The sequence below is a fragment of the Bradyrhizobium monzae genome, from assembly GCF_021458635.1.
In the GTDB taxonomy this organism is placed as follows: Bacteria; Pseudomonadota; Alphaproteobacteria; order Rhizobiales; family Xanthobacteraceae; genus Bradyrhizobium.
The window spans coordinates 1,317,069-1,338,451 of record NZ_JAIRDQ010000001.1 but is presented as its reverse complement, the minus strand read 5'-3'; the positions used below and the strand labels follow the sequence as shown (position 1 = coordinate 1,338,451).

Here is a 21,383-nt window from a genome sequence, read left to right as displayed (position 1 = left end):
ACTAACGGGCGTTGCTTTGTGAGATCCTAGTGAGGAGCATCTTAGCCCAAGAAAAGAGCGGGTTGACTGAGATCAACCCGCTCTTCGTGGATCGAAACCAATCCCTCACAACACCCGATTACTCTCCTTCACCTTCTCCGCATCCAGATAAACGCTCGAGCCCATCTCCTTGAACTTCGCACTCATTTTGGCCATGCCATCCTCGGCCGTCCCGCTGATCGACATGCCGATGCTGTTCGGATCGTTCAGCGTCGCGGCATAATCCCGCACGTCCTGCGTGATCTTCATCGAGCAGAATTTTGGGCCGCACATCGAGCAGAAATGCGCGACCTTGTGGGCTTCCTTCGGCAGGGTCTCGTCGTGGAAGTTCTTCGCGGTGTCGGGATCGAGGCCGAGGTTGAACTGGTCGCTCCAGCGGAAGTCGAAACGAGCACGTGACAGCGCGTCGTCGCGGAGCTGGGCGGCCGGGTGACCCTTGGCGAGATCGGAGGCGTGGGCCGCGATCTTGTAGGTGATGACGCCGACCTTGACGTCGTTACGGTCAGGGAGCCCGAGATGCTCCTTCGGCGTGACGTAGCAGAGCATGGCGCAGCCGAACCAGCCGATCATGGCGGCACCGATGCCCGAGGTGATGTGGTCATAGCCCGGCGCGATGTCGGTGGTCAGGGGCCCGAGGGTGTAGAACGGCGCTTCGCCGCATTCTTTGAGCTGCTTGTCCATGTTGATCTTGATCTTGTGCATCGGCACGTGGCCGGGGCCTTCGATCATGACCTGGCAGCCCTTGTCCCACGCGATTTTTGTCAATTCGCCGAGGGTTTCGAGTTCGGCAAATTGCGCGCGGTCGTTGGCGTCTGCGATCGAGCCGGGACGCAATCCATCGCCCAACGAGAAGGAGACATCGTATTTGCGCATCAAGTCGCAAATTTCATCGAAGTGGGTGTAAAGAAAACTCTCCTTGTGATGCGCCAGGCACCACTTCGCCATGATCGAGCCGCCGCGCGAGACGATGCCTGTGACGCGGTTGGCGGTGAGATGGATGTATTGCAGGCGCACGCCGGCGTGGATGGTGAAATAGTCGACGCCCTGCTCGCACTGCTCGATCAGCGTGTCCTTGTAGAGCTCCCAGGTCAGCGCGACCGGATCGCCGTTGCACTTCTCCAGTGCCTGATAGATCGGCACCGTGCCGATCGGCACCGGCGCGTTGCGCAGGATCCATTCGCGGGTGGTGTGGATGTTGCGGCCGGTCGAGAGGTCCATCACGGTGTCGGCGCCCCAGCGAATCGCCCACACCATCTTCTCGACCTCTTCCTCGACCGACGAGGTCACCGCCGAGTTGCCGATATTGGCGTTGATCTTGGTGAGGAAGTTGCGGCCGATGATCATCGGCTCGAGTTCTGAGTGGTTGATGTTGGAGGGGATGATGGCGCGGCCGCGCGCGATCTCGCTGCGCACGAACTCCGGGGTGATGAAGGCGGGGACTTCGGCGCCAAAGCTTTCGCCGTCGGCGAGGGCCGCTTCGGCGCGATCGAGCTGCTGCTTGCGGCCGAGATTTTCTCGGGCGGCGACGTAGATCATCTCCTTGGTGATGATGCCGGCCCGGGCGAATTCGAGCTGGGTGATCTTGTGGCCGTCAAGGCCGCGCAGCGGCTGGTGATAGGCGGAGAAGGCGCGCGCGGCCTTGTCGGTGGAGACGCTGCCATTGTCCTCCGGCTTGATCTGCCGGCCCTGATATTCCTCGACGCCGCCGCGCTCCAGCACCCACGCCTTGCGGCCACGGGCGAGACCGGCGTTGACGTCGATGGTGACGGACGGATCGGTGTAGGGGCCCGAGGTGTCGTACACCGGCAGGTTCGGCTCGCCGGCGCCTTCGGACAGGATGATCTCGCGCAGCGGCACGCGGATATCCGGTGCGGCGTCAGGCGAGGCGAAGATCTTTCGCGACGACGGCAGCGGGCCGGTGGTGACGGCGGGGACGGTTTTTTCAGGGTTGGAGCGGATGTTCATGGGATCCTCCGGTTTAATTCGTATGTGTGTGCGTCGGGGCGACGCTGCTGACTTCTTGCTCCGTCATTGCGAGCGCAGCGAAGCAATCCAGAAATGCTTCCGCGGAAGCAGTCTGGATTGCTTCGTCGCAAGGGCTCCTCGCAATGACGAGGGGAGAGAGCATGCGCATTACGCTGCCTCCTTCGCCTGGCCGAGCCATTGCCGCACCCGTGCATCCGGGTCGGCATTCTGGGTGACGTCGGACACCACCGCGATTGAATCCGCGCCCGCCGCAAAAATCTCCGCGGCGTGCTCGAACTTGATGCCACCGATCGCGACCAGCGGAATGGTGCCGATGCGCTGCTTCCATTCCGTGATTTTTGCAATGCCCTGCGGTTCGAAGCGCATCGACTTCAGCGTGGTGAAGAAGATCGGGCCGAGCGCGACGTAATCGGGCTCTGCCGCGAGCGCGGCTTCAAGCTCGGCGTCGTCGTGGGTGGAGATTCCGAGCGACAGGCCGGCCTCGCGGATGGCCTTGAGGTCGGCGTCCGCCAGATCCTCCTGGCCGAGATGCAGATATTTTGCGCCGGCAACGATCGCGGCGCGCCAATAGTCGTTCACGACCAGCTTGGCTTGCGTGCCCTTGGTGATCGCCAGCGCATCGGCCACGATCTGCAATGCGTCGGCGTCGTTGAGGTCTTTCGCGCGCAATTGAATCGTGCCGACGCCGAGCTTGGTCAGGCGCTCGACCCATTTGAGGCTGTCGACGACGGGGTAAAATCGATCAGGATACGGCATGCCAGAACGGGGTCCCAACGACAGGGGTGGAGGGGGAGGCGAAGTCGCGGGCGTTCATCAGCCCGGCCTCGTATGCGGTGCGGCCGGCATCACAGCCGAGGCGGAAGGCGTTGGCCATGGCCACGGGATCGGCAGCCTTTGCGATTGCCGTGTTGAGCAGCACGGCGTCATAGCCGAGCTCGAGTGCTTCAGCTGCGTGCGAGGGCGCACCGATGCCGGCGTCGACCACCAGCGTGATGTCGGGCAGCCGCTCGCGCATCAGCTTCAGCGCGTCGCGGTTGATGATGCCCTTCGCGCTGCCGATCGGCGCGGCCCACGGCATCACCACCTTGCAGCCGGCATCGACCAGCCGGTTCGCAACCGAAAGATCCTCGGTGCAATAGGGGAACACCTCAAAGCCGTCCTTGATCAGGATGGTCGCGGCTTCGACGAGGCCGACGACATCGGGCTGCAGCGTGTCGTTGTCGGCGATGACTTCGAGCTTGATCCAGGAGGTCGCAAACAATTCGCGGGCGAGCTTTGCCGTGGTCACGGCTTCGCGCACGCTGCGGCAGCCGGCGGTGTTCGGCAGCACGGTGACGTCGAGCTCGCGGATCAGCTTCCAGAACGCATCGCCGGTCTTGCCGCCGGCGGATTCGCGCCGCAGCGACACCGTGACGATGTTGGAGCCGGAGGCCCGGATCGCGTCCTGCATGATCGCGGGCGAGGGATAGAGCGCGCTGCCGATCAGCAGGCGGGAAGCGAAGGTTTTGCCGTAGAAGGTCACCATGTCCTCACCCTCCCTGCCTCGGCGTGATGATCTCGATCTCGTCGCCCGCTTTCAGCGCCGTCTCGGCCCAGCGGCTCTTCGGCACGACGTCGTAATTGAGCGCGATGGCGAAATGCGTGCCCTCGTAGTCGAGCTCGGAGAGCAGCGCGTCGACGCTGGCCGCATTGATTTCGCGCTGCTCGCCGTTGACGATCACGCGCATTGCATCACCTCATTGTCGATCTGGCCGCGCTCGACATAGGAAAGCGTCAGCTCGGCGAGTGCCGGCGCGAGCAGGAAGCCGTGGCGGTAGAGCCCGTTGACGCTGATCTTGCCGCCGCGCACGCCGATGCGCGGCAGATTGTCGGGATAAGCGGGGCGAAGGCCGGAGCCGAACTCGACGATGCGGGCTTCGCCGAAGGCCGGATGCACGGCATAGGCCGCGCCCAGCAGCTCCAGCGCCGAACGGACGCTGACGCCGGTGTCCTCGGCCTCGACCGAGGTGGCGCCCAGCATGAACAGATTGTCCTCGCGCGGGATCACGTAGAGCGGCCAGCGCGGATGGATCAGCCGCACCGGGCGCGAAAGCTGCACCTCAGGGGTCTCGATCAAAATCATCTCGCCCTTGACGCCGCGCAAGCCGGGCTGCTCGTCGCGTGCGGACAGGCCGCGGCAGTCGATCACGATGCCTTTTGGATCAAGGTTTGCAAGTTCGGCCGCGGTGACATCGCTGCCGAACCTGATGGTGCCGCCGGCAGCTTTGATGCGCGCGTGCAGTTTCGGCAGCACGCGGCGCGGCTCGACATGGCCCTCGGTGGGGAAGAACAGCGCATCGCGGAAACGGCCCTCCAGCGACGGCTCGAGCGCGGCGAGGCCCGCTGCATCGAGCCGGCGGTGGCCCTCGGTCATCCGCGCAAAGCGCTCAAAGTCGTTGCGCTCGCGCGGATGGGCGACCACGAGCGAGCCGTTGAAGGGCGTATCGGGCAATTCGCGCCGCCAGATGTCGAGCGAGCGCAAGCCGAGCCTGGAGATGATGGGTTCGGCGACCTCCGCCTCGCAGTAAGGCGCGAGCATGCCGCCGGCCCAATGGCTGGTGGCGTCGGTCATGCCGGCGTCACTGCGCTCGTGTAGCGTGACGGCATGGCCGGCCTGCGCGAACAACAGCGCTTGCCAGGCTCCTGCTATGCCTGCACCGATGATGGATACCGGAGACTCCGGTCGCTTGGTCGTCTGCAACATCCCTGTCCCTTCGCCGGCATGACCCGGATCAGGTTCAAAGGGTCACCGCGGTCTTGGGAAGGCCTGCTGATTTGCAGACTTTGCCCATTTAGCGGTATCTCAGCTCCTCCTCGGAGCACCCCTCGGAACGGCTCTAATGTAGGCTAGTGGGGCGGGGTGGTCAACGCATGTTCCCGGGAACCTGCGCCCGCGCATTGCGGACATGCTGGGCGAGTTTCCGATGCGGCGCGGCGCCGAACATCGGTTGCGGATTGCCGTTCGGCTCGAGCCAGGCCTGCTCACGCGCCTCGAAGCTCGCCTGTTGCACGGCCTGCTGGCGCTGATGCTTTGCAACGTAGTAATACCCGCCCGCGAAATAACGCACGGCACGGTCGTGGTCGCCATTGGCGGCGTGATAGGCGCCGGCGAGGTATTTGACGGCATAGGTGAGATTGGTGTTGGGATCGCGCAGACCGGCGGCATCGCCGGTGTAGCCCAGCCCACGGGCGGTCGCGAGCTTGATCTGCATCATCCCGATCGCGCCGCCACGGCCGACCAGACCCGGCTGATAGCGGCTCTCGCGCATGATGACCCGATGCACCAGCGCCTCCGGCACGCCGTTGGCGCGGGCATGCATCGCGACCATCTCGGCATATTCGGCCTGGCCCGCGAATGCGGCCTGCGGCGACATCAGTCCGGCCGCGATGAATGCGGCGACGCGTAAAATTTTCATCAGATATCCCAGATGTCCTGAGCACCTGCGCCCGGCTGCCGTTAGGCCTCCTGAACGCGGCGATGATGTGACCAAACGCCGCCGCTGACGATTTTGCGGCGCAGAGCCGTGGTTGCGGCTCAATGCCGGCGCTGGAGTTCCCTCAGGCGGAGGCCCGCGTCGCGACAGCAGGCCTGTCTATTCGCGCGGGCCCTCGAAAGCGAGTATGAAGCGCCTGCGAATCGGGAGAGGTGCCATGACAAAAACAACCATGGTCAAGACCAACACCGGCGAGATTCCGGGACACTCTATTCCAAGACAGAACCCCTGTGCCCAGTGCGGCGCGCCGATCGCGCAGCCCGACTGGATCGAGCCGGGCGAGGGACGGGTCTCCTATCTCTGGAATTGCCACGCCTGCGGCTATCAGTTCGAGGCGATCGCGATCTTCCACGAGCCAGCTGTAGAGTATCCACCGCTCGCGGCTTAAGCGGCGACGTTTAAGCGGCGACCTGCGCCGCCAGCGGCGGCTGCTGCCACACCGGCAATTGCATCCGCACGATCAGCCCGTGCGGCTGGCGGTCGTGCAGCGACAGCTCGCCGCCGTGGGCGATCGCGATCGCGCGCGCAATCGACAGGCCGAGGCCGAAGCCGGTGGAATCGTCCATGGTGCGAGCGTCGTCGCCGCGCACGAACGGCTCCAGCATCTCCTGCTTGCGCGCATCCGAAATGCCGGGACCGTCATCCTCGACGTCGATGACGAGCTTCGTGCCGGCGACATCGAGGCGGATCGTCACCTCGGCGCCGTAGCGCACCGCGTTCTCGACCAGGTTGGTGACGCCGCGATGCAGATCGTCGGGACGCGCCGCGGCGGTCGCCGACGATGGACCATCATAGTGTACGACATGACCCGTGTCGCCGAACTGGTCGGCGATCAGCTGCAGCGTGCTGGCGATGTCCACGAGCGTGATCGCCTCGACCTTGCGGTCGTTACGCAGCAGCGACAGCACGCTTTCCAGCATCGAGCGCATCTGGTCGAGGTCGATCAGCATGCGCTTGCGGTTGCCTTCGTCCTCGATGAACTCGGCGCGCAGGCGCAGCCGCGTGATCGGGGTGCGCAGATCGTGGCTGATCGCCGCGAGCATCCGGGTGCGATCCGACATCAGCCGCGCGATCCGCTCGTGCATGCGGTTGAGCGCGCGGGCCGCCGAGCGGATCTCCTCCGGGCCGCGCTCGGGCAGCGGATCGGCCTCGCCGTCCAGGCTGAAATTCTCGGCCGCCTTGGCAAACGCGGAGAGCGGCGTGGCCAGCGCGCGCGCCGCCCACAGGCCGAGCACGGAGATGCAGATGAAGGCGGTCATCAGCGTCACCAGCCACGGCGCGCCCCAGAACCACGGACGCGGGCCGTTCTCGACGTGACCCGCGATTATGGTGCCGTCTGGCAGTTCCACGCCGATGCGATGAGCGCCGCCCTCGGGCGCGAGCTGCACCACCTTGTAGCCGCGGCCGAGATGGCGGCGCAGCCCGTGCAGGTGCTGGCTCTCGCTGTCCTCGACCACAATCGCCGTGCCCGGCGGGTGCGTCTCGAGGTTGAGCTTCGGGAAGGCGCGCGCGATGTCTGCGGCGAGGCGCGGCCGGTCGTCCGGCTTGGCCGAGCCGAGCAGCAGCGCGGCATCCATCAATTGGGGTGCGCCATCCGGCGGCTGGTTCGGGCGGTCGGGCCGGCCGATCAGGAACGCGGTGGTGACGACGAGATGCAGCGCGACGGTCGAGGCCAGCACCAGCGCGGCGATCTGGCCGCCGATGCCCTTGAGGTGGAAGAACCCGAACGGCCTCATCGTCTTGACGCCCCGTCAGTTGCTCAGGGGCGTCGTAACCGCTTCCGTTCTGGGCGTAAACAAATAACCGCCGGAGCGCACCGTCTTGATGATGGTGGGATCGGCCGGATTGGGCTCGATCTTGCGGCGGATGCGGCTGACCAGCACGTCGATCGAGCGTTCGAACGAGCCGGTGTTGCGGCCCTGCGTGAGGTCGAGCAGGCTGTCGCGCGACAGCACGCGGCCGGGACGCTCGCAGAACGTCCGCAGCAGGTCGAACTCGGCGCTGGTCACTGCGACGCGCGCGCCTTCCGGATTGCGCAGTTCGCGCAGCCGCAAATCGATGCGCCAGCCTTCGAAGGCGAGCGTGGAGGCACCCTCGATCGAGCTCGCGGCCTGCGCGGAGGCCTGGCGCCGCAGCACCGCGTTGATGCGGGCGAGCAGCTCGCGCGGGTTGAAGGGCTTCGGCAGATAGTCGTCCGCGCCCATCTCGAGGCCGACGATGCGGTCGACGTCCTCGCCGCGCGCGGTCAGCATGATGATCGGCGTCTGTGCTTCGGCACGCACCTTGCGGCACAGGCTGAGACCGTCCTCGCCCGGCAGCATGACGTCGAGGATGATGAGATCAACGCGGTGGTCGGCCATGGCACGCGACATCTCGCGGCCGTCGCTCACAGCGGTAACATTGCAGGAATTGCTGCGGAGATATTTCGCAATCAACGTCCGGGTTTCGCGGTCGTCTTCGACGACCAGGATGTTGGGAGAAGGATTGGCCATGAGCTTTGTTTGTCCAAGATTCGGGCCAAAAGGCGAAGATTTTTGTTACAGTTTGTTTCTGGATATGTTTCCGCAACACCCCGCAACGACCGCGTCGTCGTACGGCAAGGTCTCGTTAAGCCCGCTAACCATAACGTGGCGCCGTTGCGTTCGAAACCCCGCAAACCACGGTGCCATTCATGACCTCGATTTCGGCGGCCTCCGCCGGTCATTACCAGTCGCCGCTGCAGAAACTGCAGCAGGAATTGCAATCGGAAGTGTCCGACGGCACGATCTCGTCGTCGGACCAGTCCGCACTCACAACCGCCCTGCAGGACATCGACACGTCGCTTCAGCAGAGCAAGTCCAGCGATCAGTCCAGCGGCACCAAGCCGTCCAAGGACGGCCTGAAGTCGAAGATCGACGATCTCATCGCAGGCGAGGTCTCGAATGGGACGCTGACGTCGGACCAGGCCGACGAGCTGAAGGGCGTGTTTCAGTCCGCCTTCGGCAAAGGGCCCGGTGGTCCCGGCGGCGCGCATGGTGCAGGCGGTCCGCCGCCGTCGGATGACGGCTCGTCGGATTCGTCGTCCGCGGATTCGACGAGCAGCAGCTCGACGGAGTCCAGCACGGCCAAAATCCGCGAGCATTTTCTCCAGGCGCTGCAGCAGTCGCAGTCCGCGAGCTCGTCCTACAGTGCCAATGGCAGCTCGACGGGCGCGTCGAGCAGTTCGGATTTTTCGGCATTGCTGATCGACTACCAGAGCTGACCCGCGCGACGCCGGTTGGTGCGTTCCTCGGCGCGATCGTGCTTCACCCAGGGCGCACGATCGCCGGCGGGGAACTGTGCGTCTCGCACGTTCCTCGGCAGGAACTTTTCCTCGCAACGCAGCGCCACAATCACGCGACGAAATTGCCGCAGCTCAGGAACTGCTGTTGATCGTGGCGGTTCTCTCCGCATCAGTTTCTGCTGAAGGAGAGGACAACAATGTTGATGAAATCGATCGCCGCCGGCCTTGCCGGCACCGCTTTGCTTGCGACCGTTGCGTTTGCGCAAAACCCGACGGCCACCACCGACAAGTCGCCAACCGCGGCCACCACCGCGACGACGACCACCACGACCGCTTCGGGCGAGTGGCGCGCGTCGAAAATGGCCGGCCTGAAGATCTATAACGACGCCAACGAGAACATCGGCTCGATCAACGACCTGCTGATGGACAAGAGCGGCGCCGTCAAGATCGCAGTGATCGGCGTCGGCGGTTTCCTAGGCATGGGCGAGCATCTCGTCGCCGTGCCGTATGAGAAGCTGAAATTCGTCAATGAGGCTGTGGCCTATAGCGGCGCCGGCACCGGCACGGCCCCGGGCACCAGGCCGCCGGCTGCGACCACGACCACAGGTGCTGCGACCGGCACCGAGAAGACTGCGACGACCCCGACGGCATCGTCGGGTTCGAAGTGGTATCCGGACCACGCCGTGTTCAATGCGACCAAGGACGAGCTGAAGAACATGCCCGAGTTCAAGTACTCGGAGTAACGCGGGTCGGCTAATGACCTAAACGAAGCGCGCCCGGTTTTCACTGGGCGCGCTGTCGTGTCTTTAGGACTCCCGTCATTGCGAGGAGCCCTTGCGACGAAGCAATCCAGACTGTTACTGCGGACGCATTTCTGGATTGCTTCGCTGCGCTCGCAATGACGGAGAACTCAATTCCCCTTCACCAGCGGGCAGCCGCCCTTGTCGAGCGGACGGAAGGCTTCGTCGCCGGGCACGGTGGCGATCAGCTTGTAGAGGTCCCATTCGCCCTTGGACTCTTCCGGCTTCTTCACCTCGAACAGATACATGTCGTGAACCATGCGGCCGTCGATGCGGATCTTGCCGTTCTTGGCGAAGAAGTCGTTCACCGGCGTCTTGCGCATCTGCTCCATCACCTTTGGCGCTTCGTCGGTCTTGATGGCTTCGATCGCCTTCAGATAGTGCATGGTCGCCGAATAGAGGCCGGCCTGGATCATGGTCGGCATGTGGCCGACCTTCTCGTTGAAACGCTTGGAGAAGGCGCGGGTCTCGTCGTTCATGTCCCAGTAGAACGCGTCGGTGACGATCAGGCCTTGGGTGGCCTTGATGCCGAGCGAATGCGTGTCGGTGATCTCCTGCAGCAACGCGATCATCTTCTGGCCGCCCTGCGTGATGCCGAACTCGGCGGCCTGCTTCAGCGCGTTGGTGGTGTCGCCGCCGGCGTTCGCCAGCGCGACCACCTTGGCCTTGGACGCCTGGGCCTGCAGCAGGAAGGAGGAGAAGTCCGAGGAATTGAGCGGATGGCGGACGTCGCCCAGCACCTTGCCGCCGCTCTCCTTGACGACGTTGGCGGCATCACGCTCGAGCGCCATGCCGAAGGCGTAGTCGGCGGTGACGAAGAACCAGGTGTCCTCGCCGCGCTTGACCATCGCCTTGCCGGCGACGTTCGACAGCGCGTAGGTGTCGTAGGTCCAGTGCACCGTGTTGGGCGAACAGGAGGCACCTGTGATGTCGGAGGAGCCGCCGCCGGAATTGAGGTTGATCTTGTTTTTCTCGCGCGTCAGCGCGGAGATCGGGAGTGCGACCGATGAGGTCGGCACGTCGAGGATCGCGTCCACCTTCTCGTTGTCGTACCAGTTGCGGGCGATGTTGACGCCGACGTCGGGCTTGTTCTGATGGTCGGCGGACACGATCTGGATCGGTACGCCTGCGACCTTGCCGCCGTAATCGGCGACGGCCATCTCGACCGCGGCCAGCGAGCCCTTGCCGGTCGCGTCGGCATAAAGGCTCGACATGTCCGTGAGCACGCCGAGCTTGACGACGTTGTCGGAAATCTGCGCCTGCGCCGTGCCGCAGGTTGCGGCAACGGCGAAGCCGGCCGCGACGGCGGCGATGAGTTTATGCATATCGTTTTCTCCCTCAGTTTTGTTGTTTGGGGCTTTGTTGCGGGGACTGTTCTAGCGACAAACCGTCGCGGGAGCAAAGCCGGGGAGGCATGAGGAGAAGTGGGAAATAAGTAGGGGGGGCGGTGTTTCCTTCGCCTCTCCCCGCTCGCGGCAGGACGATCGTATTTGGGAGCAGCTACCCCGTGGCGCATCCTTCGAGACGCCCGCCTTTGGCGGGCCCTCAGGATGAGGGCGGAGTACGTGGCAGCAGTTTCAGCGACCACCGATGCAGCTAAGCCTCATCCTGAGGAGACCGCAACGCGGTCGTCTCGAAGGACGAGGCGCTTGCTCAACCGCTGCTGCCCTTGAGCCGTTCGTTGCGGCGGCGCAGGCCTTCGAGCGTAGCGAGAAGGATCACCGAGACCGTCGTCAGGATCACCGCGGCTGCGGTGATGGTCGGGCTGATGTTCTCGCGGATGCCGCTGAACATTTCGCGTGGCAGGGTGCGCTGCTCTGGCCCCGCCATGAACAGCACGATCACCACCTCGTCGAAACTGGTCGCGAAGGCGAACAGTGCGCCCGACGCGAGCCCCGGCAGGATCAGTGGCAGGATCACGCGGCGGAACGCTTGAAGCGGCGATGCGCCGAGGGAGGCGGCGGCGCGCGCGAGATTGGTGTCGAAGCTTTGCAGTGTCGCGCCGACCGTGATCACCACAAAGGGCGTCGCCAGCGCGGTGTGAGCCAGGATCAGGCCGAGATAGCTGCCGGTCAGTCCAATCGGCGCGAAGAAGAAATACAGACCGACCGCGGTGATGACACCGGGCACGACGACCGGCGACAGCACGAAAGCCAGCACCAGCGGCTTGAACCGGCTCTTCCACTGCGCGAGCCCCAGTGCGGCCAGCGTGCCCAAAATCATCGACAGCACGGTCGATGCGACGCCGATGATCATGCTGTTCTTCAGCGAATTCATCCAGCGCGGCGAATTGATGAAGTCGTCGTACCAGCGCAAGGAGAGGCCCGGCAGCGGATAGGTGAGGTATGAGCCCGAGCTGAAGGACAGCGGCATGATCGCGAGGATTGGCGCGATCAGGAAGATGAACACCAGCGTCGAGACGACGATGGTCACGGTCCACGCGATGCGCTGGCTGGGCGTGCGGAGGGAAGCGCTGTCGCTCAATTCTTCATCCCTCCCGTGACCTGCTGGCCCTGCACCAGCTTGCCGTAGACGAGAGCGAGCAGAATGGTGGCCAGCAGCAGCACCGCACCCAACGCCGAAGCAAGGCCCCAATTGGCGGTCTCGGTCGTGTAGAGCGCGATGAAGTAGCTGATCATCTGATCGGCGGCGCCGCCGACCAGCGCAGGCGTGATGTAGTAGCCGAGCGCCAGGATGAAGACGAGCAGGCTTCCGGCGCCGATGCCGGGCAGGGTTTGCGGCAGGTAGATCCGCAGGAAGGCGGTGAGGGGTGGCGCGCCGAGCGAGGCGGCGGCACGCATGTAAGCCGGCGAGATCGCCTTCATGCTGCTGTACAGCGGCAGGATCATGAACGGCAGCAGCACGTGGGTCATGGCCACGCAGACACCGAAGCGGTTGTAGATCAGGCGGAGCGGCTCGTCGATGATGCCGAGCCAGTGCAGGCTGTCGTTCACGACGCCCTTGCTCTGCAGCAGCACGATCCAGGCGCAGGTGCGCACCAGAAGCGAGGTCCAGAACGGCAGCAGCACGAAGATCATCAGCAGGTTCGACCGGCCCGGCGGCAGCGTCGCCAGCAAATAGGCCACCGGAAAGCCAAGGATCAAGCAGAGTGCGGTGACACCGAGGCTGATGAGGAAGGTGCGGCCGAAAACATCGCGGTAGATGGCCTGATCCGGCGGGGCCGCGATGATCGCGCCGTCCACGTTTCGCGTCAGGTCGAGTGCGGCCAGAAGGTAGAAGCCGGTGACCGGGCCACCGGCATCCCTGATCGTCGTCCAGGTGGTGCGCTCGCGCCAGGCCGGGTTGATCTTGCCAAGCGTCTCCTTCGCCGTGCCTGGTTCCGGCACCGCTTTCAGATTGCGCGCGGTGCTGGTCAGGATCGTGCGAAAGCCGTTCAGGGCGTAGTTGAGCCGCTTGGCCGCGATGGCAATGGTGCCGGAGGCGCGCGCGACCTGGATGTCGCTCGCCAGCGCCGCGTAGGCCGCCTCATTCGGCAGGTCCTTGCCGTCCCAACTGGCGAGAGCAGCGACGGTTTGAGGCAGAGCCTGACGCACCTCGCGGTCATCGACGGCGCGCCACAGCATGCCGGCGATTGGACCTGCGAAAGTGAAGAGCAGGAAGACCAGAAGCGGCAGCACCAGCGCCAATGCCTTGACCTGGCGTGTCCGCTCCGCACGCCTCAATCGGCGCTTGAGCGGCACCTCGGTCGACGCATTGGCGCCGGTCAAGAGCGCATCCGTCATGAGACGAGCCCTGTGGGGCGCGCTACTTCGCGGCCCATTTGTTGAAGCGTTCGGTCAGGCGGTCGATGTTCTCGAGCCAGAAGGCAACGTTGATCTCGACCGCGTTCTTGATGTTGTCAGGCGCGGTCGGCAGATCCTTCAGGACGGCCGGCTGGATCAGGGCGGCGGCATCCTTGTTCGAGGTGCCGTAGGCAATGTTCTCCGACAGTTTCGACTGGTTCTCCGCCTTGCCGGCGAAGTCCAGGAACTTGTAGGCCGCGTCCTTGTTCGGGCTGCCCTTCAGGATGACCCAGCTGTCGAGGGTGAAGAGCGCGCCGTCCCACACCATGCCGAAGTTCTTCTTCTCGTTCTTGTTCGCGGTGTCGATGCGGCCGTTGTAGACCGAGGTCATTGCCACCTCGCCGGAGGCGAGCAATTGCGGCGGCTGGGCGCCGGCCTTCCACCAGACGAGGTCGCCCTTGATGGTGTCGAGCTTCTTGAATGCGCGATCGACGCCTTCGTCGGTCGCCAGCACCTTGTAGACATCCTTCGGCGCGACGCCGTCGGCCATGAGGGCGATCTCGAGCGTGGTCTTCGGGCCCTGACGCAGGGCGCGCTTGCCCGGAATCTTCTTGGTGTCGAAGAAGTCGGCCCAGCCTTTGGGGGCTTCCTTCAGCTTGTCCTTGTCGTAGCCGAGCACGAAATCATAGAGAATGGCGCCGACGCCGCAGGGATTGACCGACGGCTGGATGTAGGCGGCCTCGCCGCCGATTTTGGCATAGTCGAGCTTCTCGAACAGGCCCTCCTCGCAGCCGACCGCGAGTTCGTCGCTCTCGACCTGGACGAGGTCCCAGGTGGCAGCACCACCCTGGACCTTGGCGCGCAACACGCCGACGCCGCCGTCCCAGGATTCGTCGTTCATGGGAATGCCGGCCGCCTTCTTGAACGGCTCGAAATAGACCTTCTTCTGGGCATCCTGATAGGCGCCGCCCCACGACACGACGGTGAGGTCACGCGCCTGCGCGACCGTGGCCAGAGCAGCGCTGGCGCTGAACGCCGCGGCGAAACCCAGAGCAATCTTGCCAATCTTGCGCTTCAGCATGGTCCTTGTTCCTTCTTCATCTGCGTTGTGTTGAGGTCGATCGATTGCGGTGCGTTTGTTGGATCAGACGGGATCGAGGGCGAGGCAGTCCTCGGGGCGGAAGCTGATGACCACGTTGTCGCCGTGTCGCAGATTATCGTGCGCCCCCGGCTGAAGCTTGACCATGAACTCGGCATTCCCCGCGACCTCGAGCACGGCCAGCGCGTGGTCGCCGAGATAGATGGTGTTCTGCACTTTGGCCGGAAGCCGGTTCGGTCCGTCGCCGGAGGCGCCATCAGGGATAATGGCGATCCGCTCCGGCCGCACCGACAAGGAGGTCGATGCGCCCGCACCTGAGACGTTGACCGCGCGGGCCATGACGGAGCCGCCGGCCGCCAGCGCGACGCGGCAATAGTCCTTCTCGATCGTCTCCACGGTGCCGGCGATCACATTGTTCTCGCCGACGAAGTTGGCGACGAAGCTGTTGACCGGATGCTCATACAGCGCGTCGGGCCTGTCGATCTGCTGCACGATGCCGTCGTTGAACACGGCGATGCGGTCCGACATGGTGAGCGCTTCGCTCTGGTCGTGGGTGACGTAGACGACGGTGATGCCCATCGTCTCGTGCAGTTGCTTGATCTCCAGCTGCATCTGCTCGCGCAGGCGCTTGTCCAGGGCGCCCAGGGGCTCGTCCATCAGCACGAGCTGCGGGTTGAAGACCAGCGCGCGGGCCAGCGCCACGCGCTGTTGCTGGCCGCCGGACAATTGCCCGGGCCGACGCTGCGCCAGGGCTTCCATCTTGATCATGCGCAGCGCCGCTTTGACGCGCGCCTGGGTTTCCGCCTTGCTAACCTTGCGTACGGACAGCGGAAACGCGACGTTCTCCTCGATCGTCAGGTGCGGAAACAGGGCATAGTTCTGGAACACCATGCCGATGTCGCGCTTGTGCGGCGGCATGTTCTTGATCGGCCGTTCCGCCAGGTAGATCTCGCCCTGGGTCGGAACCTCGAAGCCCGCCAGCATCATCAGCGTGGTCGTCTTGCCCGAGCCTGACGGTCCGAGCAGGGTGATGAACTCGCCCTTCCTGATGTCGAGATCGAGGTTCTTCACCACGAGGTGCTCGCCATCATAGCTCTTCTGAATGCCGGAAAACCGCACCAGTGCGGGCGTAACCATGCCGGCTTCCATATCGTCTTCGCGCCCCACTCAACTGCCGCTGTCAGCACCTCGTCCGAGGTTGCGACGAGCAGCTTAGCACCCTCCGACGATAATGCCAGCGGCGCAAGCGACGGGAAAGCACGCTACATCCCCGACAGCTTCGTCACGTACACGTTGAGTGTGCCGCCGGCTTCCGCGACCACGCGCAGCGTCTTGGAATCGAAGGCGATGTCGGCCAGCGTGAGGCTGCTGATATCGGCCTCGACCTTGACGCCGTCCTCGCTCTTCTGGAAGTCGGCAATGACGTCTGCAATCTTCTCGCGCGCGTTGGCGGCGATCGGCTTCAGGTCGAGCGTCGCCTTCTGCACCAGCGCCTGCTGCATCTGCGGCACCACCGCGCGGGCCGCTGCACCGAGCAGGCCGAAGGCCGCCTCGGACTCCACCGCGAGCTGGATGTCGGCGAGCCGCAGCGTCTGCTGCGCCTGGTCGAGCATCGGCCGGCCCCAGATGTGCACGGTCGCCTCGGCGCCGAGCCCGAGCCAGCTCTTCTTCTCCTTGGCACGCACCAGCAGCGAGATCAGAAGCCGCTCGCCGGAGGGGACGACGTTGACGCTCTTCACCGTGACCTCGACCGGACCGGAGCCGTCCTCGGGATAGGTGTGGCCGACCATCTGCGCCGCGATCAGCTTGTTGATCTCGGTGAAGGGCACGTCGATGGGAACGCCGATGTTCACGCCGGTGCCCGTCGGGGGCACGATCGAGATCTTGTCGGGGAACGGGCAGTCCGGTTTGGTCTGGGTCGACGTCACGCGCGTCTCGGCCTCGAGGCCGAGCAGCAGCGTCACGTTCTGCGCGTCGACGCGCGGCTGCGCTGCGATCGCGCGGGTCGGCTTCATCTCGAGCCAGAGCGGCGGCAGCGCGGCGGAGGAACCGCTGCCCTGCAGCGGGATCGAGCGGCAGGCCTTGGCCCATTGCACCTTCGCGTTCTCGCGCAGGCTGGGGTCGTTGCGGATGCGCTCCGAGACGACGTTGAGCTGGTCGCCGACCGTCTTGTCGATCAGCGGCTTCACCTGCGCGGGAACGTTGACCTTGGCGCCGGCGACGTTGAGGTTGGTGTCGCCGAGATTGACTTGCGCGCCCAAATTCGGCTCGATATGCCAGGCGGCCGCGAGTTTTGGGCGCGAGGTGACGACGACGTTGCCCTTGATCTCGGCGCTGGCGTTCAAATTCTTGATGTTGACCGCGCCGATCCGTTTCGCCGCGTCGCCGCCGAGCACGCTGCCGAGCGCATCGCCGAGCGCGCCGGTGGCTTTCGCCGACAGCGACCCCGTCACGTTCAGCTTGCCGCTGATCGGCGTCGACAGCGTCAGCACGTCCTTGTCACCGGTCGCTGACATCGGTCCGCGGGCGGCGGTCCAGCCAATATCGGCGTCCTGCAGGATCTGCGAGATCGGGTTCTCGGCCTTGCCGGCGAAATTGCGCGGCGAGGCCTTCTCGGCCTGCTCCCGGATCGCCGACAGCGCGATCGCCACCGGCGCCACCACGATCGAGCTTTTCGAGACCGGCGGCAGCGGCGGCAACTGGGCGACCGGCGGCGCCGAATTGGTCGCGCGCGGCGACAGCAAATCCATTGCCTTCAGGCTGATGAAAAACGACGCCGCGAGCACCGCAACGGCGATCAGGACAGTCTTCAAGTTCAACGTCAGACGCATCGATCCCCCAAGCCGCCCCGACGGGTATTTTACAGGGCGGGCGAGGAGGGCGCTAGAGCGCACCGATGGGGTGGAATTGCGGCAAATGTGTTAACGGCTGCGACCGTGCCGTGTCCGTCCGTTCAGGCTGCCAGCCGCGCAGCTAACCGCGCCTGGGACGGCGGACCGCTCTCACACGCCCGCTGTCACCGCCGCCGCAGAACAGGCGATCGCCGCCGTCGGATTCCAGCCCTGAAACCATCGTCCCGGCCGGCAGGTCGAGCTGCTCGAGCACCTTGCCGGTGTCAGGATCGATCCGCCTGATGTCACTGTCGTCGCCTTCCCAGGTGCCATGCCAGAGGTCGCCGTCGACCCAGGTGACGCCGGTCACGAAGCGCTTGCTCTCGATGGTGCGCAGCACGGTGCCCGTGTCCGGATCGACCTGATGGATCTTGCGCTCGCGATATTGCCCGACCCACAGCGAGCCTTCGGCCCAGGCCAATCCGGAATCGCCGCCGCCACCGGGGGCGGGGATCGTGGTGAGCACCTTGCCCGTCGCAGCGTCGATCTTCTGGATGCGATCCTCCGCGATCTGGAACAAATGGCGGCCGTCGAACGCCGTGCCCGCATGTGCGGCGACATCGAGCGTGCGCGCGATCTCGCCTTTGGCCGGATCGAGGCCATTCAATTTGTCGCCCGACGCGAACCAGACATGGGTGCCGTCATAGCTGACGCCATGCACGGCCTCGACGCCCGGAAAAGGCCCGTACTCCCTGATAATCTCTGCGGCGGAACGCTTCATCTGCTCGATCCCTGTGCTGCGACCAATCTACGCCTTTAACAACGGTCCCGGGAGTAACAAGCCTGTCGGGAATCCGGGGACGGGCGGGGTCATCCAGCGACGCGCCCTTCCGTGTCCGAACGACTGCACCTTGTTCGATCGCGCCAGCTCTTCGAGCGCCCGCTGCACCGTGCGCGCGCTCATGCCAAGCGCGAGCGCGAGCGCCGAGCTCGACCACGGCTCGCCATCGGCGAGAATGGCGAGGACCGCGGCGTGCTTCTCCTCGACCGGCCGCGCCAGCACGATGACGTCGCGCGTTTTCCGCGGCGCCAGCTCGAAACCCTGCTTGGTCGCGCTGATCTCGGCCAGCGGCTTGAGCTGGGTGCGGAGCCGCCCGATCTCGACCCGCAATCGCGCGCGGTGGGACTCGTCGACGTGCCTGGCCTGGAACGCGCCCGATATCAGCGCCTCGCGCGAGACATCCGCGGGCCATGCCTGCGCCAGCAGGCGGGCGAGCGCGAACAGCACCGGTCGCGTTCCCAGCGACACGGCCGTCCCTTGCCTGCGCACGACATGATGGAAGGTGTCGACGACGAGCGCTGTCGAGGTCGCCAGTCTCTCGACTTCGCCGAGCAGCAGCGGGTGCTCGCTGCCGCGCACGATCAGGCGCGCGGCCGGTGTGTTCAGGATCAGGCACGCAGCGTCGACCTCGGCGACGAGCGCCGGGATTCTCGCCAGCCGCGCTGCCTTCGCCGCGAGATCGAGCGCTGCGCGCGCATCTCTTGTTTTCAATCGCCTGATGGCGATGCCGGCGACCACCAGCTCGCGAACGACGAGAGATGCGGGCGGGAGCGGGGAGACGCTGATCTCGGCCAGCGTGCGCTCGGCCTCTTCGATGCGTCCGAGCAGGAGCAGGCGGCGGGCCTCGATATGGCCGGCATGGGCGGCGTTGGCGAGATCGCCATGGCTTGCGAGCGTCGCGCGTGCGCTTGCGAGCGTGTGCGCCGGCCAGCTCAGATCGCGTGAGACGAGCGCGATCTCGGCCTCGGCCACCACGCATCTGGCACGCGCGACCGCCTCTCTCGGCCCGAACGCGCGCGCAGCGCTCCGCAGCAGCGTCTTCGCTTTCGCGAGATCGCCGAGCTGCGCCATCGCGATGCCGCGCAGCGCCAGCGAGGGGGCATCGTTGCGCAGCGCGACACGGTTCAGCGCGCCGAGGGGATCGCCGGCCGCTAACGCGCGCGCGGCGGCCGTGATCAGCGACTCCATGAAAATCCCGCCACACTTGTTACTCCCACCACGCAACCGCTTGGTGCCAGAAATCGTTGACGGCCGACAAGGTGCGGTGAGCGACAGATTTGGAGAGCCATGATGACGTCAGCAGACAAAGCAGGGACTAACGGACAGACCGCCATGCAGACACCGCCGGTGGTGTCGCCGCAGGACTGGGAGGCAGCCCGTCAGCAACTGCTCGTGAAGGAAAAGGCGCATACCCGCGCCCGTGACGCACTCGCCGCCGAACGCCGGCGCATGCCGTGGATGGAAGTGGACAAAACCTACGCATTCGAGGCGCCCTCGGGCAAGGCCAGTCTGCTCGATCTGTTCCAGGGCCGAAAGCAGCTCATCCTCTACCGGGCGTTCTTCGAGCCAGGCGTGTTCGGCTGGCCCGACCATGCCTGCCGCGGCTGCTCCATGGTGGCCGACCAGGTCGCCCATGTCTCCCATTTGAACGCCCGCGACACCACGCTGGTGTTCGCCTCGCGGGCGCCGCAGGCGGACATCGCGCGGCTGAAGACGCGGATGGGCTGGAACATCCCGTGGGTCACTATCACCGACAGTTTCGATGCCGATTTCGGCGTCGGCGAGTGGCACGGCACCAACGTGTTCTACCGCGACGGCACGCGCATCTTCCGCACCTATCTGATCAAGAGCCGCGGCGACGAGCAGATGGGCGGCACCTGGAACTATCTCGACATCACCCCGCTCGGCCGCCAGGAGCCATGGGAGGATTCGCCGGCCGGCTATCCGCAGACGCCGACCTACAAATGGTGGAACTGGAACGACAGCTACGAGGTGGGTGCGGCACCCGACAAGAAGTGGGTCGAGGTGTCGGACGCCGGCGAGATCGCGCTCCGCACGCCGGGCGCGCAGTGAGCGACGCCCATCCCGCCGGCGCCAGCCGTGACGGCAGCGAGGCCGCATCTCACCTCGCCCGATGGCTGGGTCTTGCGGCCACGCCGACCTTCGCGGTCATGGCCGTGCTGACGGCCATGACCGGCGGCGGTCCGGCGGGCATGCTCTGCTCCGCCGGACACGGGCTGTCGCCGGGCGGGATGGTGCCGATGTATCTGCTGATGAGCGCGTTTCACTCGGCCGCGTGGCTGCGACTGATCCCGGGACGGCGTGGAATGCGCCGCTGAGAGTCGGGCGACCAGGCCAAACGAAAACAGCCCCGACATCGCCGGGGCCGTTCGCAGCGCAATCTCGTTCGCGCCTCGCGTTACCGAAGCTCGGCGCGGCGCTCGGTCATCGGCAGCACGATCACCTTGGTGCCGACGTTGACGCGGGAGTAGAGGTCGGAGACGTCGTCGTTGGTCAGGCGGATGCAGCCGGAGGAGACGTGCTTGCCGATCGTGTCGGGGGCGTTGGTGCCGTGGATGCGGTAAACCGTGCCGCCGAGATACATCGCGCGGGCGCCGAGCGGGTTGCCGGGGCCGCCGGCCATGTGGCGCGGCAGATAAGGCTGGCGCTGAATCATTTCCGGGGGCGGGGTCCAGTCCGGCCACTCGGCCTTCTTGGTCACCGACTGCGTGCCGGACCAGGTGAAGCCATCGCGGCCGACGCCGATGCCGTAGCGGATCGCCTGGCCGTTCCCCAGCACGTAATAGAGATAGGTGTTGGGCGTATCGATGATGATGGTGCCCGGAGCTTCACGTGTTGCGTAGCTGACGGTCTGGCGGCGGAAGCGGGCCGGCGTCTCGACCGCGTCCTGATCCTCGGACGGCGCAGTCTGATAGGTCGGCGCCTGATAGGGCTGGTAAGGCTGCGGCGCAGTCATCGTCGGCAGCGGCTGGAAGAACGGAAACAGCTGCACCGGCGCGGCCTTGGCCGGGCCGGCAAATGCGATTGCGGTCACGGCCACTGCACTGACGGCAAAGGCGCGCGAAAACGTCTTGAACGTGTCCAGATTGAACATTGGTCGCCCCTGTTTGCGTGGTGTTTCTTGGTCACCCCGGCACCGTTTCGGTGCTCCGTTGCCTAAATCACTAACGGCAATAAGTTTCGGGACGTTTGCACGGAAAACCGAAAACGGTTTCGTCGCGGCAAGGA

22 protein-coding genes and 1 riboswitch are annotated in these 21,383 nt (G+C 65.2%); of the genes, 5 read left to right on the top strand and 17 right to left on the bottom strand.

Features of this window, described 5'->3' with window-relative positions:
* Positions 1–105: 105 nt before the first annotated feature.
* From thiC to K3F49_RS06490, 6 genes are all read right to left on the bottom strand, one after another.
* Positions 106–2,004, bottom strand: a complete 1,899-nt coding sequence (thiC, locus tag K3F49_RS06515; protein WP_234680057.1) for a phosphomethylpyrimidine synthase ThiC — start codon at positions 2,002–2,004, stop codon at positions 106–108.
* A 168-nt stretch (positions 2,005–2,172) separates the two neighbouring features.
* On the bottom strand, positions 2,173–2,781 hold the full coding sequence (locus tag K3F49_RS06510) for a thiamine phosphate synthase (protein WP_234680056.1): 609 nt from the start codon (positions 2,779–2,781) through the stop codon (positions 2,173–2,175).
* The gene (locus K3F49_RS06505) at positions 2,768–3,550 is read right to left on the bottom strand and encodes a thiazole synthase (RefSeq protein WP_234680055.1); all 783 of its coding nucleotides are present in this window, start codon (positions 3,548–3,550) and stop codon (positions 2,768–2,770) included. The genes K3F49_RS06510 and K3F49_RS06505 overlap by 14 nt, the downstream gene beginning before the upstream one ends.
* A gap of 4 nt (positions 3,551–3,554) precedes the next feature.
* Complete coding sequence (thiS, locus tag K3F49_RS06500; protein WP_234680054.1) at positions 3,555–3,752, bottom strand: sulfur carrier protein ThiS; 198 nt, start codon at positions 3,750–3,752, stop codon at positions 3,555–3,557.
* Positions 3,743–4,768, bottom strand: a complete 1,026-nt coding sequence (locus K3F49_RS06495; RefSeq protein WP_234680053.1) for an FAD-dependent oxidoreductase — start codon at positions 4,766–4,768, stop codon at positions 3,743–3,745. Before K3F49_RS06495 ends, thiS begins: the two co-directional genes overlap by 10 nt.
* Positions 4,756–4,901, bottom strand: a riboswitch (TPP riboswitch). It overlaps the preceding gene by 13 nt.
* A gap of 27 nt (positions 4,902–4,928) precedes the next feature.
* Positions 4,929–5,480 carry a lytic transglycosylase domain-containing protein gene (locus K3F49_RS06490; protein ID WP_234680052.1) on the bottom strand — a complete coding sequence of 184 codons (552 nt, stop codon included), beginning with the start codon at positions 5,478–5,480 and terminating at the stop codon, positions 4,929–4,931.
* Positions 5,481–5,715: 235 nt separating this feature from the next.
* Here K3F49_RS06490 and K3F49_RS06485 point away from each other — a divergent pair, with 235 nt between their 5' ends.
* Positions 5,716–5,946 (top strand): hypothetical protein, encoded by a 231-nt coding sequence (locus K3F49_RS06485; protein ID WP_234680051.1) that lies wholly within the window; start codon positions 5,716–5,718, stop codon positions 5,944–5,946.
* Positions 5,947–5,956: 10 nt separating this feature from the next.
* Here the strand turns inward: K3F49_RS06485 and K3F49_RS06480 are convergent, their stop codons facing one another.
* Both K3F49_RS06480 and K3F49_RS06475 read right to left on the bottom strand, forming a co-directional pair.
* Entirely contained in the window at positions 5,957–7,294 is a 1,338-nt protein-coding gene (locus K3F49_RS06480) for an ATP-binding protein (RefSeq protein WP_234680050.1), read from the bottom strand.
* Between the two features lie 15 nt (positions 7,295–7,309).
* Positions 7,310–8,050: a response regulator gene (locus K3F49_RS06475; RefSeq protein ID WP_234680049.1), complete on the bottom strand. Its 741-nt coding sequence runs from the start codon at positions 8,048–8,050 to the stop codon at positions 7,310–7,312.
* Positions 8,051–8,229: 179 nt separating this feature from the next.
* Between K3F49_RS06475 and K3F49_RS06470 the strand changes: the two genes are divergently transcribed.
* Complete coding sequence (locus tag K3F49_RS06470) at positions 8,230–8,799, top strand: hypothetical protein (protein WP_234680048.1); 570 nt, start codon at positions 8,230–8,232, stop codon at positions 8,797–8,799.
* 218 nt (positions 8,800–9,017) lie between these two features.
* On the top strand, positions 9,018–9,563 hold the full coding sequence (locus K3F49_RS06465; protein WP_234680047.1) for a PRC-barrel domain-containing protein: 546 nt from the start codon (positions 9,018–9,020) through the stop codon (positions 9,561–9,563).
* A gap of 167 nt (positions 9,564–9,730) precedes the next feature.
* Here the strand turns inward: K3F49_RS06465 and K3F49_RS06460 are convergent, their stop codons facing one another.
* The 8 genes from K3F49_RS06460 to K3F49_RS06425 all read right to left on the bottom strand — a co-directional run bounded on the left by K3F49_RS06460 (position 9,731) and on the right by K3F49_RS06425 (position 19,322).
* The gene (locus K3F49_RS06460; protein ID WP_234680046.1) at positions 9,731–10,945 is read right to left on the bottom strand and encodes an ABC transporter substrate-binding protein; all 1,215 of its coding nucleotides are present in this window, start codon (positions 10,943–10,945) and stop codon (positions 9,731–9,733) included.
* 328 nt (positions 10,946–11,273) lie between these two features.
* Positions 11,274–12,104: an ABC transporter permease gene (locus K3F49_RS06455; RefSeq protein ID WP_234680045.1), complete on the bottom strand. Its 831-nt coding sequence runs from the start codon at positions 12,102–12,104 to the stop codon at positions 11,274–11,276.
* Positions 12,101–13,363, bottom strand: coding sequence for an ABC transporter permease (locus K3F49_RS06450; RefSeq protein ID WP_234680044.1), 1,263 nt, complete (start codon positions 13,361–13,363; stop codon positions 12,101–12,103). Before K3F49_RS06450 ends, K3F49_RS06455 begins: the two co-directional genes overlap by 4 nt.
* A 22-nt stretch (positions 13,364–13,385) precedes the next feature.
* Entirely contained in the window at positions 13,386–14,444 is a 1,059-nt protein-coding gene (locus K3F49_RS06445; RefSeq protein WP_234680043.1) for an ABC transporter substrate-binding protein, read from the bottom strand.
* Positions 14,445–14,507: 63 nt separating this feature from the next.
* On the bottom strand, positions 14,508–15,611 hold the full coding sequence (locus K3F49_RS06440) for an ABC transporter ATP-binding protein (protein WP_234680042.1): 1,104 nt from the start codon (positions 15,609–15,611) through the stop codon (positions 14,508–14,510).
* A gap of 113 nt (positions 15,612–15,724) precedes the next feature.
* The gene (locus tag K3F49_RS06435) at positions 15,725–17,293 is read right to left on the bottom strand and encodes a DUF4403 family protein (RefSeq protein ID WP_234680041.1); all 1,569 of its coding nucleotides are present in this window, start codon (positions 17,291–17,293) and stop codon (positions 15,725–15,727) included.
* Positions 17,294–17,435: 142 nt separating this feature from the next.
* Positions 17,436–18,074, bottom strand: a complete 639-nt coding sequence (locus K3F49_RS06430) for a Vgb family protein (RefSeq protein ID WP_234680040.1) — start codon at positions 18,072–18,074, stop codon at positions 17,436–17,438.
* A 27-nt stretch (positions 18,075–18,101) separates the two neighbouring features.
* Positions 18,102–19,322 (bottom strand): helix-turn-helix domain-containing protein, encoded by a 1,221-nt coding sequence (locus tag K3F49_RS06425; RefSeq protein WP_234680039.1) that lies wholly within the window; start codon positions 19,320–19,322, stop codon positions 18,102–18,104.
* 99 nt (positions 19,323–19,421) lie between these two features.
* On the opposite strand from K3F49_RS06425, the gene K3F49_RS06420 reads away from it, so the two are divergent.
* A complete protein-coding gene (locus K3F49_RS06420) occupies positions 19,422–20,207 on the top strand; it encodes a DUF899 domain-containing protein (RefSeq protein ID WP_234680038.1) in 786 nt (261 codons plus the stop codon).
* Entirely contained in the window at positions 20,204–20,473 is a 270-nt protein-coding gene (locus K3F49_RS06415; RefSeq protein WP_234680037.1) for a hypothetical protein, read from the top strand. The genes K3F49_RS06420 and K3F49_RS06415 overlap by 4 nt, the downstream gene beginning before the upstream one ends.
* Positions 20,474–20,553: 80 nt before the next feature.
* Here K3F49_RS06415 and K3F49_RS06410 read toward each other — a convergent pair whose 3' ends face one another.
* Entirely contained in the window at positions 20,554–21,249 is a 696-nt protein-coding gene (locus K3F49_RS06410; RefSeq protein ID WP_234680036.1) for a L,D-transpeptidase, read from the bottom strand.
* Between the last annotated feature and the right edge of the window lie 134 nt (positions 21,250–21,383).

Coding starts and splice junctions, on each gene's coding strand:
- K3F49_RS06450 (WP_234680044.1), bottom strand. CDS start 13,363: ATGACGGATGCGCTCTTGACCGGCGCCAATGCGTCGACCGAGGTGCCG.
- K3F49_RS06425 (WP_234680039.1), bottom strand. CDS start 19,322: ATGGAGTCGCTGATCACGGCCGCCGCGCGCGCGTTAGCGGCCGGCGAT.
- K3F49_RS06420 (WP_234680038.1), top strand. CDS start 19,422: ATGATGACGTCAGCAGACAAAGCAGGGACTAACGGACAGACCGCCATG.
- K3F49_RS06470 (WP_234680048.1), top strand. CDS start 8,230: ATGACCTCGATTTCGGCGGCCTCCGCCGGTCATTACCAGTCGCCGCTG.
- K3F49_RS06460 (WP_234680046.1), bottom strand. CDS start 10,945: ATGCATAAACTCATCGCCGCCGTCGCGGCCGGCTTCGCCGTTGCCGCA.
- thiS (WP_234680054.1), bottom strand. CDS start 3,752: ATGCGCGTGATCGTCAACGGCGAGCAGCGCGAAATCAATGCGGCCAGC.
- K3F49_RS06475 (WP_234680049.1), bottom strand. CDS start 8,050: ATGGCCAATCCTTCTCCCAACATCCTGGTCGTCGAAGACGACCGCGAA.
- K3F49_RS06430 (WP_234680040.1), bottom strand. CDS start 18,074: ATGAAGCGTTCCGCCGCAGAGATTATCAGGGAGTACGGGCCTTTTCCG.
- K3F49_RS06465 (WP_234680047.1), top strand. CDS start 9,018: ATGTTGATGAAATCGATCGCCGCCGGCCTTGCCGGCACCGCTTTGCTT.
- K3F49_RS06435 (WP_234680041.1), bottom strand. CDS start 17,293: ATGCGTCTGACGTTGAACTTGAAGACTGTCCTGATCGCCGTTGCGGTG.
- K3F49_RS06490 (WP_234680052.1), bottom strand. CDS start 5,480: ATGAAAATTTTACGCGTCGCCGCATTCATCGCGGCCGGACTGATGTCG.
- thiC (WP_234680057.1), bottom strand. CDS start 2,004: ATGAACATCCGCTCCAACCCTGAAAAAACCGTCCCCGCCGTCACCACC.
- K3F49_RS06485 (WP_234680051.1), top strand. CDS start 5,716: ATGACAAAAACAACCATGGTCAAGACCAACACCGGCGAGATTCCGGGA.
- K3F49_RS06445 (WP_234680043.1), bottom strand. CDS start 14,444: ATGCTGAAGCGCAAGATTGGCAAGATTGCTCTGGGTTTCGCCGCGGCG.
- K3F49_RS06480 (WP_234680050.1), bottom strand. CDS start 7,294: ATGAGGCCGTTCGGGTTCTTCCACCTCAAGGGCATCGGCGGCCAGATC.
- K3F49_RS06505 (WP_234680055.1), bottom strand. CDS start 3,550: ATGGTGACCTTCTACGGCAAAACCTTCGCTTCCCGCCTGCTGATCGGC.
- K3F49_RS06410 (WP_234680036.1), bottom strand. CDS start 21,249: ATGTTCAATCTGGACACGTTCAAGACGTTTTCGCGCGCCTTTGCCGTC.
- K3F49_RS06495 (WP_234680053.1), bottom strand. CDS start 4,768: ATGTTGCAGACGACCAAGCGACCGGAGTCTCCGGTATCCATCATCGGT.
- K3F49_RS06510 (WP_234680056.1), bottom strand. CDS start 2,781: ATGCCGTATCCTGATCGATTTTACCCCGTCGTCGACAGCCTCAAATGG.
- K3F49_RS06440 (WP_234680042.1), bottom strand. CDS start 15,611: ATGGAAGCCGGCATGGTTACGCCCGCACTGGTGCGGTTTTCCGGCATT.